15 protein-coding genes are annotated in these 16071 nt (G+C 45.1%); 8 read left to right on the plus strand and 7 right to left on the minus strand.

Features of this window, described 5'->3' with window-relative positions; translation table 11 throughout:
- Nucleotides 1-186: 186 nt before the first annotated feature.
- The gene (locus tag NB463_RS13480) at nt 187-1116 is read left to right on the plus strand and encodes an esterase/lipase family protein (protein ID WP_104974253.1); all 930 of its coding nucleotides are present in this window, start codon (nt 187-189) and stop codon (nt 1114-1116) included.
- Nucleotides 1117-1128: 12 nt separating this feature from the next.
- A complete protein-coding gene (locus NB463_RS13485; protein ID WP_258430834.1) occupies nt 1129-1989 on the plus strand; it encodes a lipase secretion chaperone in 861 nt (286 codons plus the stop codon).
- A gap of 25 nt (nt 1990-2014) precedes the next feature.
- On the opposite strand, the gene NB463_RS13490 is transcribed toward NB463_RS13485, so the two are convergent.
- From NB463_RS13490 to pspA, 7 genes are all read right to left on the minus strand, one after another.
- A complete protein-coding gene (locus NB463_RS13490) occupies nt 2015-2581 on the minus strand; it encodes a DNA-3-methyladenine glycosylase I (protein ID WP_258430835.1) in 567 nt (188 codons plus the stop codon).
- A gap of 72 nt (nt 2582-2653) precedes the next feature.
- Nucleotides 2654-5764, minus strand: a complete 3111-nt coding sequence (gene vmeI, locus NB463_RS13495) for an efflux RND transporter permease subunit VmeI (protein ID WP_047008607.1) — start codon at nt 5762-5764, stop codon at nt 2654-2656.
- Nucleotides 5761-6858, minus strand: coding sequence for an efflux RND transporter periplasmic adaptor subunit (locus NB463_RS13500; protein WP_006742843.1), 1098 nt, complete (start codon nt 6856-6858; stop codon nt 5761-5763). Before NB463_RS13500 ends, vmeI begins: the two co-directional genes overlap by 4 nt.
- A 1-nt stretch (nt 6859) precedes the next feature.
- Nucleotides 6860-7891: an efflux RND transporter periplasmic adaptor subunit gene (locus NB463_RS13505; RefSeq protein WP_065645345.1), complete on the minus strand. Its 1032-nt coding sequence runs from the start codon at nt 7889-7891 to the stop codon at nt 6860-6862.
- 162 nt (nt 7892-8053) lie between these two features.
- Nucleotides 8054-8443, minus strand: a complete 390-nt coding sequence (gene pspC / locus NB463_RS13510) for an envelope stress response membrane protein PspC (protein WP_258430836.1) — start codon at nt 8441-8443, stop codon at nt 8054-8056.
- The gene (pspB, locus tag NB463_RS13515) at nt 8436-8669 is read right to left on the minus strand and encodes an envelope stress response membrane protein PspB (protein WP_005393293.1); all 234 of its coding nucleotides are present in this window, start codon (nt 8667-8669) and stop codon (nt 8436-8438) included. Before pspB ends, pspC begins: the two co-directional genes overlap by 8 nt.
- A gap of 14 nt (nt 8670-8683) precedes the next feature.
- The gene (gene pspA / locus NB463_RS13520) at nt 8684-9355 is read right to left on the minus strand and encodes a phage shock protein PspA (RefSeq protein WP_005393294.1); all 672 of its coding nucleotides are present in this window, start codon (nt 9353-9355) and stop codon (nt 8684-8686) included.
- Nucleotides 9356-9587: 232 nt separating this feature from the next.
- On the opposite strand from pspA, the gene pspF reads away from it, so the two are divergent.
- The 6 genes from pspF to NB463_RS13550 all read left to right on the plus strand — a co-directional run bounded on the left by pspF (nt 9588) and on the right by NB463_RS13550 (nt 16042).
- Nucleotides 9588-10598, plus strand: coding sequence for a phage shock protein operon transcriptional activator (gene pspF / locus NB463_RS13525; RefSeq protein WP_046874789.1), 1011 nt, complete (start codon nt 9588-9590; stop codon nt 10596-10598).
- A 205-nt stretch (nt 10599-10803) separates the two neighbouring features.
- Nucleotides 10804-12423, plus strand: coding sequence for an ABC transporter substrate-binding protein SapA (sapA, locus tag NB463_RS13530; RefSeq protein WP_005393298.1), 1620 nt, complete (start codon nt 10804-10806; stop codon nt 12421-12423).
- A complete protein-coding gene (locus tag NB463_RS13535) occupies nt 12423-13385 on the plus strand; it encodes an ABC transporter permease (protein WP_046874787.1) in 963 nt (320 codons plus the stop codon). The genes sapA and NB463_RS13535 overlap by 1 nt, the downstream gene beginning before the upstream one ends.
- Complete coding sequence (locus tag NB463_RS13540; protein ID WP_005378123.1) at nt 13372-14259, plus strand: ABC transporter permease subunit; 888 nt, start codon at nt 13372-13374, stop codon at nt 14257-14259. The genes NB463_RS13535 and NB463_RS13540 overlap by 14 nt, the downstream gene beginning before the upstream one ends.
- The gene (locus NB463_RS13545) at nt 14259-15254 is read left to right on the plus strand and encodes a peptide ABC transporter ATP-binding protein (RefSeq protein ID WP_258430837.1); all 996 of its coding nucleotides are present in this window, start codon (nt 14259-14261) and stop codon (nt 15252-15254) included. The genes NB463_RS13540 and NB463_RS13545 overlap by 1 nt, the downstream gene beginning before the upstream one ends.
- Entirely contained in the window at nt 15251-16042 is a 792-nt protein-coding gene (locus NB463_RS13550) for a peptide ABC transporter ATP-binding protein (RefSeq protein ID WP_005393308.1), read from the plus strand. The genes NB463_RS13545 and NB463_RS13550 overlap by 4 nt, the downstream gene beginning before the upstream one ends.
- The last annotated feature ends 29 nt before the right edge of the window (nt 16043-16071 follow it).

A 16071-nucleotide genomic window follows, 5' to 3' on the forward strand; every position in this document is an offset into this window, starting at 1 on the left:
AACTCCCTGACTTAATTAGAATTAACTAACATTCACCCGAACCATTAATTAATGTTAATCATTTGTGTTGTTTTTCAATTGAGCAGTCACAGAATGAAATAATGTGCCACAAATAGGCTTTCCAAATTTAGAGTTTCTCTCCTACTTTTTATCATTCATAAGAGGTCATACCACAAGGAGATAGTTTTGAAACTCAAATTTATAGCGCTAATGCTTTTTACCTTAATTACCGTCCCAATAACCTCCGTATACGCTGCAACAGGTTATACCCAAACCAAGTATCCGATTGTTCTGGTTCACGGTTTGTTTGGTTTTGATACCCTGGCAGGCGTTGATTACTTTTTCGGAATACCACATTCCTTAACAAAAGATGGCGCTACGGTTTATGTTGCACAGGTATCCGCGACCAATAGCAGCGAAGTTCGAGGGGAGCAACTGCTTGCTCAAGTCGAAACCTTACTTGCAGCAACAGGAGCAGAGAAAGTCAATCTCATTGGTCACAGTCATGGTGGTCCAACAACGCGCTATGTTGCCTCTGTCCGTCCTGACCTAGTCGCATCAGTTACGAGTATAGGTGGCGTTAATAAAGGGTCTAAAGTGGCAGATTTAGTTCGTGGCACCGTATCTGAGGGTTCGGGTAGTGAGCAGCTCGCGGTAAAACTGGCGCAAGGTTTAACTACTCTTATTAATCTTCTATCAGGTGGTTCTGATCTCGACCAAGACCCTTTAGCCTCATTAGCAGCATTAACCACGGAAGGATCATTAGCGTTTAACCAACACTACCCGGAGGGAGTCCCTACCAGTGAATGTGGTAATGGTGACTTGCTGGCTTCAAATGGCGTTTATTACTACTCATGGACCGGATCATCCACTTTTACAAACGTTTTCGATCCGACCGACGCTGCCATGATGGTACTTGGCTTAGCCTTTGATGGGCCAAATGATGGCTTAGTTGGTGCGTGCAGCACACATTTGGGCAAAGTCATACGTGATGATTATCAAATGAACCATTTGGATGAAATTAACGGCCTACTCGGTATTCATCATCTTTTTGAAACCGATCCAGTCACGCTTTATCGCCAACATGCAAATCGTCTCAAACTTCAAGGTTTATAAGAGGTCATCACAATGAAGAAAGTCGCTCTCACCACTTTTATCCTGCTCTCGATATTTGGCGTGGGAGCGCTTTCTCTGTTGCAAAGCGACAAACAACAAGAGATAACCTCTAACCATTCGCCATCTCAGCAAGATATAGCCGCCGATGTCTCTTCCCCAAAAGACTTCTTCGAATATTCTCTTAGCCGGCTGGGCGAAGAAGATCTCGATACGATCAAAGCGGAAGTCAATGATGACACTTTAGCAAAACAAACACTGAATATTGATGCCAAACTTTTTCAGACCTACCTTTCCTACAAGCAAGCGCTCTCTGCATTGGAGCCTTTTGAGCATAACCAACTAACGCTTGAACAGCTAACCAAGCTGAATGAAGCGATACTGAATTTACAACTTCAATACTTTAGCGAGGTCCAGATAGCTCAATTGTTTGACGAAGAAAACCGACTTCGCCAACTTGCATTGGAAAAGCTGACGATTAAAAAACAGGCATCGGATATCGAGAGTCAGACACACCTTCTCAATCAAGCGTTATCAGAACAACCAGATTATATCCGAGAAAGTGAACGCAATAACGCATTAGCGGAGCAACTCGAGCAAGCTTCTCAGCTTGATTCACAAGATAAGTACATCGCCCGTGTTGCACTGGTGGGAGACGCTGGAGCGCAAAGGCTGCAAAAGCTTGATGAGCAAAGAGCATCATTTGAGACTCAACTCGCCACTTACTTAAAACAGCGTCAAGAGATTCTGAATAGGGATTTTCTAGGGCAAAACGAAAAACAGGCAGAAATCATTGCTTTAAGAAAGCAAAGCTTCGATGCCACTCAATGGCGTCGAATCGAAGCTTTGGAACGTATTCATGATAGCCAGAACTAACAACATAAACTTAATAAGCCAAACGTTACTTATTCTGCTTTTTAGGACATCCAACGATATGGTCATCCACCATGCCAACGGCTTGCATGAAAGCATAACAGATGGTTTCACCGACAAACTTGAAGCCTTTCTTTTTTAGGAATTTACTCATGGCTTTGGATTGCTCTGTCGAAGCTGGCACGTCACTCATATGTTGCCATTGATTAATGATTGGTTCGCCGTCCCCGAACTGCCACAACGCGTCTGATAAACTTCCGTATTCAGCAATTAACGCTTTGGCCGCTTTGGCATTACTGAAAACCGAGTTAATCTTTCCGCGATGTCTCACAACATCGAAGTTTTCCACGATGTATTCAGCGCGTTCTTCATTTCTTTGTTCCAAAGCATCTAGGTCGTAGTTCTCGAACGCTTCCCTATACCCTTCGCGCTTTTTAAGAATGGTGATCCAACTAAGCCCAGCTTGCGCACCTTCCAACGTAATAAATTCAAACAGGACTTGGTCGTCATATACTGGCACGCCCCATTCGGAATCATGATATTCGCGCTCTAATGGGTGATTCATCGCCCACGCACACGTTTTTTGTTCTGTCATTATTCTTCCTTAAAAAGCGCCTCTAACTGATGAGCTAGAGGCGCGATATTTTTCATCGTTATATCAGTAGCACTAAGCCTGTTTCGGTACTGCCACTTTATGGAACAAACGATACAACACTGGCACGACAATCAGTGTCAGGACTGTCGCAAAGCCCAAACCAAACATAATCGTAACCGCCATTGGTTTGAAGAAAATATCTGGTAATAGTGGGATCATACCAAGGATCGTCGTGATTGCAGCCATACACACAGGACGAACACGGCTTACCGCAGCATCAACGACCGCATCATAAGCCTCTTTACCCGATTTCATTTCTATTTCAATTTGGTCCAGTAATACGATGCCATTTTTGAGCACCATTCCCGATAAGCTTAAGAAGCCGAGCAAAGCCATAAAACCAAACGGCGTGTTGAGTGCTAATAAACCGGTGGTGACACCAATTAACGCCAGCGGCACGGTAAGCCAAACAATGAGTGGCTCTTTGATAGAGTTAAATAGGAATACGGTGATCAAGAACATGAACAAGTACCCCATTGGCATGGTAGTAAACAGCGACTCTTGAGCATCACCTGAAGATTCGTACTCACCACCCCACTCTAGTGAATAGCCTGGAGGCATTTGAATCGCTTCGATTTGGGGCTGTAAACGTTTTTGCAACGTCGATGCGGTTTCTTCACCTAGAATATCAGGGTCTGCCATCACAGTGAGCATACGCTTACGGTTCTTACGTACGATGATAGGATCCTCCCAACGCATGTCGTAACCCATTGTGACTTGTTGAAGTGGGATAAACTCACTCTGTGCTGGACTCCATATTTTCATGCCTTCAATGTTACGAATATCAATACGTTCATCTTCAGGTAAGCGAGCCACGATAGGCATGAGCGTCGTGCCGTCTCGGTAAAGGCCTATCGTCATTCCAGAGAATGACATGGACAAGAAGTCATCGACATCTGATTTTGTAATGCCATAGCGACGTGCCTGACTCTCGTTAAACTGAGGTTCAAGAACTTGGGTTCGTTCACGCCAATCATGCCTGATATTTGTTGCCTGAGGATCGGCGTACATGATGTCCTTGACCTGAGCGGCTATCGTACGAAGGACGGTTGGATCAGAGCCGATAATGCGCGCTTCAATTTTTGCACCACCACCTGGACCTAACTCAATCTGTTTGAGCTTGTAATTGATTTCTGGGTAATTGGCTTTTAAATACTCTCGAAACTTCGCCATTAATGGTTTTAACGCTTCGTAATTTTCCATACGAGTGGTTATCTCACCATAAGCCGCATAACTTTTCTCTGGCGCGTACGTTAGCATAAAGCGCTGTAAGCCTTTACCTGCAGTCGTCGTGATATGGTCGACATGCTCTTGCTTGGTTAACCAACGTTCTAGCTCTTTAAGCGTTGTGTTGGTGGCGCGAATATCAGTTCCTTCCGGCATCCATACATCTAACTGAAAAATAGGCGTTGTCGACGATGGGAAAAACGCTTGCTTCACAAAGGTGAACCCATAAACACTTGCCGCTAATCCCGCAATCAGCACCACAACGGTAAACCAAGCACGGCGCATACAGAACTGGAGAAACTTTTTATAAATAACGAAAATAACCCCGTTATATGGATCATTTTCTTCCCCTTCACCTTGTTTAATCTTCTGGCCTTTAAAGAAGATGTCAGCAAAGAACGGTGTCAACGAGATAGCGGTAAACCAACTCAACATCAATGAGATCAGAAGAACCGTAAACAAAGTGCCACAGTATTCACCCGTCGAGTCTTCAGACAGTCCTATGGGCGCAAATGCAGTTACCGCGATCACAGTTGCCCCAAGTAATGGCCACTTGGTTTGGGTAACGATATCAGTCGCCGCTTGGAGTCGAGTTCGTCCTTTTTGAGTACCAATCAAAATCCCTTCAACCACGACAATCGCATTATCCACCAACATACCTAACGCGATAACCAAGGCACCTAATGAAATCCGCTGCAAATCTATCGCGAGATACTTCATGAAAATGAACGTACCCAACACCGTCAGCAGTAAAATCAAACCGATAAGCAGACCTGAACGTAGCCCCATAAAGAACAGAAGTACGATAATGACGATACCGACGGCTTGAGCCAAGCTGACAACAAAACCGCTAACCGATTTATCCACCTCTTTAGGCTGACTGTAAATTTCCGAGATTTCGATACCGACAGGTTGTTGGTACTTTAGCTCTGCAAGGCGATGATCAAACGCTTTTCCTACTTCAACGACATTGACGCCTTCAGCAAAAGAAACACCCACGTTTAGTGCGAGGCTGCCGTTAAAATTAATAATATTATTCGGGACTTCTACATAACCACGTTTTATTTCCGCTACATCTTTCAAGAAGATGAGCCCCTGAGCTCCCGACTCAGTAATCAACAAATCGCCTAGCTCATCCACACTCTGGAATTCGCCAGTCGGCTGAATTCTGATGTACTCGTCACCAATTCTGATCGCCCCTGCGTCAGAAACCACGTTTTGCGTCGAGAGAAGATTAAAGACCGTATCGGGGGAAAGTCCTATACTGCTCAGCTTTTTCATCGATACTTCGATGAAAACTTGCTCTTGCTGTTGCCCGGATACCGAAACTTTACTCACGCCATCAACCAGTTCGAGCTCTCGGCGTAAGTAATCAACGTAATCCAGTAGCTCTTTGTAGCTATAACCGTCGCCAGTCACCGCTAACAAAATCCCGTAAACATCACCAAAATCATCGATCACTTGAGGTTCATTCACACCCGGAGGCAACGTCCCTTTAAGGTCATTCACTTTACGGCGTAACTCATCCCAGATTTGTGGCAGATCATCAGGGCCATAATTGTTCTTCATCGTGACTGTGATTTGCGATAATCCTCGGCTAGAAATCGAATTCACTTCATCAACATAAGTAAGCTGCTGAATCGCTTTTTCGATCGGATAAGTCACTTCTTCTTCGACTTGTTGCGGCGTCGCACCAGGATAAGAGGTCACCACCATGGCATCTTTGATGGTAAAAGCAGGATCTTCAAGACGCCCTAACCCAAAGAATGCAGCGATACCACCAATCAAAAAGATCAGTGCGACCATCCAGCTGATGACACGATTTCGGATGAAGTACGCAGCAATACCGGTCACATCATCATCACTTTGAGGCACTGATTTATTAAGATCGCTCATAGACCGGCCTCCTGCGTAGCCATTTCCTGTATCACTTCCACTTTCATGCCATCCCTTAACCGAGAAACACCGGCAATCACAACTTTGTCTTTCAGCATGAGACCATCAAGGATTTGAATGGATGTTTTAGATGCTTTACCTGCTCGAACCTGTCTGCGCGATACCGTATTGTCATCATTCAGTACCCAAACAAATTTGTTTTCCCGCCCCAGCTCGTCACCGTCCGCATTGAAAATGGCTTCAATAGGAACATTAATTCCTAAATTGAGATCCAAGCCAACGTTCTTATCTTTGGAGGTCACTTCAACGGCCATCCCATCTAGGATGTATTCTTCTTCCGGCATAGGAAGCGATAATGTGACGGTAAACGTGCCTGTGGTTGGGTCTGGCTCAGTCGTAAATTCTTTCACGGTCGCGTTGTACTCGTTACCACTAGGGACGCGCACCAATGCTTTTATCGCGGTAAGTCTTTCTTCCGTTGGCGGTTGGTTAACATAGAGCCGGTCTGGAAGTTGAATCAGCACCTCTACTCGCTCCAAACTATGAATATTGACGATATGCTGTCCGACTTGGACATTTTCGAATTGCTCGATATTAACTCGCGAAATGATCCCATCCACAGGCGCTTTTAAGGCAGTAAATGATAAACGGAGTTTCGCTAACTTAAGCTCAGCCAGAGCGATTTGTCGTTGTGCTGCAATTTCATCAAACTGAGACTTAGCTAATAGACCTTTATCAACCAAAGGACGTGAACGGCGATACTGACTGTCAACAACAGAAAAACGCGCACTCGCATTATCTACATCCAACTCATAGTCCGTAGGGTCCAACGTTGCGATAACATCACCCTTCGTGACTTTATCGCCCTCTTTTACCATGATGCGGCTGACTTCTCCTGCCACTCGGAAACTCAAATGAGAGCGATCCGCTGCATTCGCAACCGCAGGGAAATATAAGTTGTCATCCACCCGATTTCCCGCTAATGAGGTAACTCTTACACGCGGTGTCTCAAGAGCTTTTTCTGGTGCCTTATCACCACAACCAACAAGAAGAAACGTTGAAAATAATGCCGCTAGAGAGATGATTCCTTTCATATTACAACCCTCTTTCCTTAATCCAGGCTCTTACCTTAATTCCGGGTTCAATTACACTAACACCAGAGATAATGATTTGATCGCCATCGTTAAGCCCTGCTAACACTTGGTTTTTGTCATTCATCTCAATAGCGGCTTTGGACACAATGCCTTGCTCATCAACACGCCAAACGTATGTTTTGCCGTTCTCTTCTAGCAGCGCGGAATTAGGAATTTTTGTTGCACCAGCATTTTTAGATAGGAGGTAAGCATTGCCAGACATGCCCGGTAAAAGGCCTATTTCTGATGGTCGCTCCATAACCATAGTGACTTTGTAACTACCGGTTTTAGGATCGGCTTCTGTATCGATTTCTTGAAAGGTCAAGTCAAATGACTGCTCGGGGAAAGCGTCAAAGACCATTCTGGCAGAGACATCGCTCCCCTGCGTGTAACGGTTTAGCAGATAGTCAGGGATTTGGAATATCACCTTAAGCAGTTGGTTGGATTGGATATTCATCACGCCTTCTTTTGCGGCAACATACTCATGGTTTTCTGCTGGAATATACGAAATCGTACCATCATATGGCGCGACAAGTTTGGTATACCTTAAATTTGCCTTTGCTTGATTCCACTGAGCTTTGGCTGAGTTGTGATTCGCTTTTGCCTCATCAAAGTCTTGTTCGGACACCACTTGGTCTTTACGTAACTTTTGGTATCGCTTGTACTGCACGTCTGCGAGCGCGAAATTTGCCCGAGCTTGCTGTTCAAGCAGAGAATATTCATCAGGGTTTAATGAAGCCAATACATCGCCTTTGCTGACGACTTGACCTTCATTCACCTCAATCGTTTGAAGAAGTCCAGGAACTCGAAACGTCAGTACCGCTTTATCACCAGCTTCCGTCGTGGCAGGAAAGTGTCGTTCAAATTGGGCATTGCCAACAGATACTGTAAATAGCTTTGCGGGGCGGGATTCAGGTTCTGGAACAGGGGGAAGTTCTTTACCACACCCCGACAACACAGCCGAGATGGCGACAGGAATGAGCAATCTTCTCATTACATTCATCCATAAAAAATTAAGGGATTATTTTTAAAGTAGATGAATTCTGGGCGAACTTCCAGAGTTGAAAAGATTAATAGTGCTTTAAAATTAGTAATTTGTGACAAAAAAGCAGGCTTTGCGCCTGCTTCGTTTAAATCTTCTTTGGATGCGGAGTGTTTAGAGCTTGCTGAACTCCCGATTCACCCTATATGTATCAGACGTAACATACGCTTCCATGTTACGGATTTTGCCATCAAGGCGGTCAAAATCGCGTTCCAACACACTGAGCAATTGGTCCGGACTTTGTCCTTTCTGCCAAGGCTTACTTTTAAGTGTGTGCTCTTGTTGCGCTCGGATATTTTCAGAATACGTCACTGGTTGATTTTCTAACATAAACGCCATAGCGACGTATGCTAACAACACCAAAAACGTACCGCCCAACAGCGCTGCAGAAATCACTACAATACGAATCAACCAAACCTCTGCACCAAAGTAGTTGGCGATTCCGGCGCAAACACCGGAGATTTTGCCATTTACTGGGTCACGATACAGCTCTCGATTAGTCATACTTGCGTCTCCATGTTGGTGACTCAGCATCCAAGATGCGCTCCAATGTATCAACTCGGGACTGCATCGCTTCCGCTTTTTCAGATAGTACCTGAAGGCGCTCTAAATCTTGGCTCGACAGTGCACTATCCGTTTTGCGTTTGCTGCGATAGTGTAAGAAGAGCCATAGTGGAGCGACAAAGATTAAAAAGACAATCACTGGTCCTGCTATAAAAAATGCCGACATAAATGGCTCCTTTGTTATTTATCTTTCGATGACATCTGTTCTTTCAGTTTTGCCAACTCTTTTTCGATTTCGTCTTGAGCTTGAAGCTCTGCAAACTCTTGCTCTAGCGATTTTGCATTACCAGTTTGTGCGTACAAATCTGCTTCCGCTTCCATTTCATCCACTTTACGCGAGTACTGCTCAAACTTTGCCATCGCTTCATTAGTACGGCTAGTGTGCAGGTGTTTTTGCACATCACGACGGTTAGAGGCGGTTTGGTTACGAATTGCTAGTGCTTGCTGTTTTGCACGCGTTTCTGCAATTTTGCTTTCTAACTTACCGATCTCGCCTGTAAGCTTGTCGATCGTTTCTTCTACTAACGTCTGCTCAGTGTGAAGGCCTTTAATCACTTGCTCAAGCTTTTGCTTTTCAATTAATGCTGCACGAGCCAAATCTTCACGCTGTTTTACCAACGCTAGGCTCGCTTTTTGGCTCCATTCGCCAATTTGCTCTTCTAACGTTTCAACTTTACGAGCCAACTCTTTTTTGTCTGCAATCGCTTTAGCCGAGTTAGTACGCACTTCAACAAGTGTGTCTTCCATTTCTTGAATGATAAGACGGATCATTTTTTCAGGATCTTCCGCCTTGTCCAGCAATGCACTGATGTTTGAGTTAACGATATCTGCAAATCGAGAAAAAATACCCATAACGGAACTCCTCTTTTTTCCTATTAAAACTCGACAAGGTGGTGATTGACCTTGCGTCTCCCTGAATACATTACAAGTAGCATGCCAACTTAAAATTACATTTAAAATCAGTAGTTTATGCATTTTGTTGTCGTTATGCACTATTATGCTATGATGTTTTTCACCAACTGTTGGTGAAATTCACCAACTCCATATGTAAATCATGGCTCGGCTGTTAAATAAGAAGGACTTTATGAAGCAAAACCTGATTGGTGAATCACCTGCTTTTCTCGCCGTACTAGATAAAGTATCACAACTTGCGCCTATTGAGCGTCCAGTCCTCATTATCGGTGAACGAGGAACGGGTAAAGAACTCATCGCTCAGCGTTTGCATTATTTATCAAGACGTTGGGATAAGCCACTACTATCACTCAACTGTGCGACCTTAAGCGAAGGACTAATAGATTCAGAGCTATTTGGTCATGAGTCCGGTTCTTTTACAGGCTCTAAGGGCAAGCATAAAGGACGTTTCGAACGCGCCGAGGGCGGCACTTTGTTTCTTGACGAACTGGCCACCGCACCACTTTTAGTTCAAGAAAAGCTGTTGCGTGTCATCGAATATGGTGAATATGAACGAGTTGGCGGTCATACCGCTCTCAATGCGGATGTTCGACTTGTTTGTGCAACCAATGCGGACTTACCAAAATTGGCGGAACAAGGCGATTTCCGTGCCGACTTACTCGATCGTTTAGCGTTTGACGTCATCATGCTGCCTCCTCTTCGTGAACGAAAGGAAGACATCCTGTCTTTAGCAGAGCACTACGCGATGAAGATGTGCCGTGAACTTCAGCTCGAATATTTTGTCGGTTTTACCTCAAAAGCACAGCATTCGCTTCTTGAATATGAATGGCCAGGTAATGTCCGTGAACTAAAAAACGTGATTGAACGTGCTATTTACCAACATGGTCTCAATGCCGATCCAATTGATGAACTGATTTTCAATCCTTTTGAAACAGTTTGGAATAACACGCTTGGTCATAATGCCGAGCAAGCCGAACAGCAGCAAGAAGAGGAAGCACCAAGCAGCGCAGTTCAATTCCCTCTAGACTATAAACAGTGGCAAGAAGAGCAAGACATCCACTTACTCAATCGCGCATTGGAAGAGGCCAAGTTTAATCAACGACAAGCAGCCGAGCTACTTGGTTTGAGCTACCACCAATTACGAGGGATGGTTAGAAAATATGGTTTAGTCGGGCAAAGCTAGCTTGGTCGAAGGTGCTTGATCGGTTAGCGAGCGAGTGACAGCGCTCTAATTTGTATGTCTTTCAAGCATAACACCTTACAGTGTATGGATTTTATGTTTGGAGCGAGTTCACAAAGGTGATAAATTAGCGAGATCATTTTCGCTTGTTAGCTCTGAAAGAGTAAGATCAAATGAAACAAGCAAGATCCAATGAACATTTCATATTATGAATGCTTTTATAAGATTATCGCTGAGCCTTATTGGGATTAGCCTACTGACCGCTTGTGGTGATGAAATTGACCACAATGACATTCGCAAAGCTGGCTTTGTGTTTTGCGGACAAGGTAAGCCAACCACGTTTAACCCTCAGCTTATTGATAGCGGTATTACCGCAGAGGCACTGAGCCCGCAGTTGTACGATACGCTGCTCACGCTCGATCCTAAATCACATCAGCCAGTAGCAAATATTGCTGAGAGTTGGTCTGTGAATGAGTCAGGAACGGAATACACGTTTAAGCTTAAACGTAATGTTCAATTCCAAACCACGTCCTGGTTCACTCCCACTCGCCCATTGAATGCAAAGGATGTGGTATTTAGCTTCAAGCGAATCATTGATGTAGACCATCCTTTTCACCAAGTAGGTGGTGGTTTTTATCCATGGTTTGCAGGGTTAGATTTTCAAAACCTGCTGCAAGACGTGACTGCGATTGACGAGCATACGGTAAGGTTTACCTTATCTCAGCCAAATTTTTCCTTCTTGGCAAATATTGCCACCAGCCATGCTGTCATATTGTCTGCAGAGTACGGACAGCAACTGGCAGCAAAAGATCATAAAGAAGAAATCGACCAACTTCCTATCGGTACCGGCCCATATCAGCTAAAAGAATACCAAGTGAACGACTTGATTCGTTTGGAACGTCACTCTAACTACTGGAAGTCACCCGCGAAAATGGAACAAGTGGTGTTCGATATCTCTCATCGAGGCACTGGTACCTTGGCGAAACTTTTAAGAAACGAGTGTGATGTGCTCTCTTCGCCTATTTCGAGCCAAATACCCGTTATTCAAGAAAATGACAATCTTGAGCTAACTGCTACGCCAGCCAACAACGTATCCTTTATTGCGATCAACACTGAAACGACGGCACTGAGTGATGCTCGCGTCCGCCAAGCACTTAACTTAGCGATTAACCGTCAGAATATTTTAGATTCGGTTTACTACGGAACTGGCTCGCAAGCTTATACATTGCTACCGCCTAATTCATGGGCCTATCAAAAGGACAGCGTAAAAATTCGTTATGACCGTAACTATGCATTAGCACTACTCCGTGATGCTGGCTATGAAGACGGTCTAGAGCTGACCATGTGGGTACCACTTGAACCACGCGCCTTTAACCCAAGTCCTCGCAAGACCGCGGAGCTAATCCAAGCGAATTTTGCCGATATTGGGGTTGAGTTAACGTTGCTAACCGATGATAGATTCGAACGTGTGGATTTAGAGAACATCAACGACATCGATTTACTTTTAACTGGTTGGATTGGTGATACCGGGGACCCTGACAACTTTTTCCGCCCGTTATTATCTTGTGAGTCTGATCGCGTTGGCCTCAACGTATCGATGTGGTGTAACGATGATTTCGATTTCTTACTCGATTTGGCATTGGAAACTCAAGAACCGCGTTACCGTCTGAACCTATATCGCCAAGCGCAGAACATTTTAAATCAAGAATTCCCGGTAATTCCTCTGGCACATGGTGTGCAATTCCGTGTTCACGACAAATCACTGACAGGCTTCAAATCAAGCCCTTTCAATGCCCAACCGTTTGATAGAGTTGAGAGAATTCACTGATGTTTTGGTATACCGTTCGACGCTTTAACCTATTTTTCATCACTTTGATGATCCTCACATTAGTGGGCTTTTCTCTGCTACGCCTTGACCCTCTCTCGCACTGGGCAAACGTTGATTTTTGGTCTGGTTGGCAAACTTACTTAATCAACCTTTCTCAGCTTGATTTTGGCATAAGTAAAAACGGCAACGCGATTTATGACGAGCTCGCCGTCGTATTCCCGGCCACTTTGGAACTGTGCTTTTTTGCCTTTTTGGTGTCCCTTTTGATCGGTATTCCGCTTGGAACCGTTGCTGGGATGAAGCAAGGTAAATGGCTCGACACCAGCATTTCATTCATGTCGATGTCTGGTTATTCCGCTCCAATTTTTTGGGTGGCTCTGCTACTTATCATGGTTTTTTCATTGGAATACCAACTCTTTCCCGTGGCAGGACGATATGACCTGCTTTACGAAATTGATCATGTAACCGGATTTGCCATTATCGACGCATTCATGGCGAAAGGTGAATACCGCGCTCACGCACTGCAAAGCGTCATTGAGCATATGGTGCTGCCATGTTTGGTGCTCGCTTTGGCTCCAACCACGCAGGTTGTCGGACTAATGCGTTCTTCGGTGGCGGAAGTGATGAGCCAAAACTACATTCGTGCAGCGAGAATCAAAGGTCTCTCTAACCGCGAGATCGTTACTCAACATGTCTTGCGTAATGCGATACCGCCTATCATCCCCAAAGTCGGTGTTCAGCTTTCCAGTATGATTACCTTGGCTATCATCACTGAATCTATTTTTAACTGGCCAGGTATTGGTCGTTGGTTGTTAGATGCATTGGCAAACCAAGATTATGCATCAATCCAAGCTGGCGTGATGGTACTTGCGACTTTGGTTCTCACCGCTAATATTCTCTCTGATTTGATTGGCGCGATGATTAACCCTCTAGTTCGAAAGGAATGGTATGCTAACAAATAACGTTTATCAGGAAGAACGCATTCCAACTCAGTTTGAGCGATTTTGGCGAAGTTACCGCGCCAACGGGCTAGCCATGTTTGGCCTATGGTGCTTGGTATTTATCGTCCTAATTACCATTTTTGCGCCACTGCTTGCGCCGTTTGATGCCCAAGCACAGTCAGGCGAATTGCTTGTGCCGCCATCATGGGCCCCAGCTGGAACGGTTGATTACTTTTTGGGAACCGATGACTTAGGCCGAGACATTTTGTCACGCTTGATCATGGGCTCTCAACTTACATTTGGTGCAGCCGTTGCCATCACTGCGATTGCCGCGGTCGTAGGTTGTTTGATTGGCGTATTAGCAGGTATGACGAAAGGCTTACTGTCGAGTACCCTCAATCACTTGCTCGATACCGTCATGTCGATCCCGTCGCTCTTATTAGCAATCATTTTTGTGGCATTTCTAGGTTTTGGTGGGTTCAATATTTTACTCGCGATCTGCTTGGCTTTGATTCCGCGTTTTATTCGCTCCGTTTATATCGCAGTCCACACCGAAGTTGAAAAAGACTACATAATGGCGGCACGCCTTGATGGCGCTAATGATTTCTACTTACTGTGGAGTTCAATTCTTCCCAACATATTGACGGTTATTGCTGCTGAAATCACGCTCGCGCTGTCTGCTGCGATTTTAGATATTACTGCGCTGGGTTTTCTTGGCTTAGGCGCACAAGCACCAAGTACTGAGTGGGGAGCGATATTAGGTGACTCTGTCGAGTTGATTTATATTGCACCTTGGACCGTAACCCTACCCGGCCTAACCATCATGTTTACCGTTATTACCCTAAACTTAGTAGGTGAAGGTGTACGTCAAGCGCTTAATGCGGGGATCGAATAATGCCGTTGTTAGATATTCGACATTTGACTATTGAGATCGAAACCCCTCAAGGGTTGGTCAAAGCCGTGGACCGAATGAGCCTAACTTTGAATGAAGGCGAAATTCGTGGTCTTGTAGGTGAGTCTGGTTCAGGGAAAAGCTTAGTTGCAAAAGCGATTGTCGGGGTAAGTAAAGATAACTGGCGCATTACCGCGGACCGTATGCGCCTTGGCAATATTGACTTGCTTCAGCTTACGCCAAAAGAGCGTCGACGTGTCATTGCCCGTGATATTGCGATGATCTTCCAAGAGCCATCAACCTGTCTTGATCCTTCAGAAGAAGTGGGACGTCAATTGATCGAGTCCATCCCATCTCGCGCGTTTGAAGGGAAATGGTGGGAGCGATTTAAATGGCGTAAAAAACAAGCCATCGCGCTTCTGCATAAAGTAGGCATTAAAGATCACAAGCGTTTAATTGGTAGCTACCCTTATGAACTGACTGATGGTGAGTGCCAAAAAGTCATGATTGCCATGGCGATAGCGACCAAACCAAAGTTGCTAATCGCAGATGAACCAACGAACGACTTGGACCCGATTACCCAGTCGCAAATATTGCGTTTATTGAGCCGTATGAACCAGCTCAATAACACGACCATTCTGCTTATCGGTCACGACTTAGCGACCATCACACAATGGGCGGGCCGCATTACGGTAATGTATTGTGGTCAGTCGGTAGAGTCTGCCGATACCAGTAAAATCATTGCGGCACCCAAGCACCCGTATACAGATGCCTTGCTTAAAGCGATGCCCGACTTTAATGATTGGGTACCACACAAGCAAAAACTCCAATCCCTACCGGGATCGATTCCGCCATTGCAGCATCTGCCCATCGGTTGTCGACTCGGTCCACGTTGCCCGTATGCGCAGAAACAATGTGTTGAAATTCCACACACCAGACGAATTAAGAATCATAAATTTAACTGCCACTTTCCATTGAACACGGAGAAAAAGTCATGAGTGCGTTACTTGAAGTCGATAATTTATCGAAGCAGTTTGTTACGCGCTCCCGACTATTCAAACGTCAGGTTAATGAGGCTGTCAAACCGGTGAGCTTTACGTTGGAGCCGGGGCAAACTATCGGTTTTATTGGCCAAAACGGTTCAGGAAAATCCACTCTTGCCCGTATGCTTGCTGGCGTTGTAGAGCCAAGCTCCGGAGAGATCCGTGTGAATGGCGAACGGTTGGAGCACAAAGATTACGCGACACGCTGTAAGCTCATTCGCATGATTTTCCAAGATCCAAACACATCGCTCAACCCGCGTATCCAGATTGGCCGTATTTTGGAAGGCCCATTAAAGCGAAACACCAACATGCCGCCAGATGCGCGCATGCAGCGTGTAAAGAACACCCTGCTCCGCGTAGGATTACTGCCTGAGCACGCCTATTTTTATCCACAAATGCTAGCTGCTGGTCAAAAACAGCGCGTTTGTTTAGCTCGTGCGCTTATTCTTCAACCTTCCATCATTGTCGCTGATGAGGCGTTAAACGGTTTGGATATGGCAATGCGCTCACAGATCATTAACTTATTCCTCGAGTTGCAAGAAGAAATGGGATTGTCATTTGTGTATGTATCTCAACACATTGGCATTGTTAAGCACATTACTGACAAAGTGATGGTGATGCATGAAGGTGAAGTGGTCGAGTTTGGCGAAACTAACCAGGTATTGACTCATCCCGAACATCCTATTACTCAACGCCTAGTCGAAAGCCACTTCTATAAGGCGCCAAGCCACCAAACAAAATAGCCTATCAAAGATGTCATCGTGCAAATGTA

The organism is Vibrio sp. RM-41-2B, assembly GCF_024744415.1.
Taxonomy (GTDB): domain Bacteria; phylum Pseudomonadota; class Gammaproteobacteria; order Enterobacterales; family Vibrionaceae; genus Vibrio; species Vibrio diabolicus.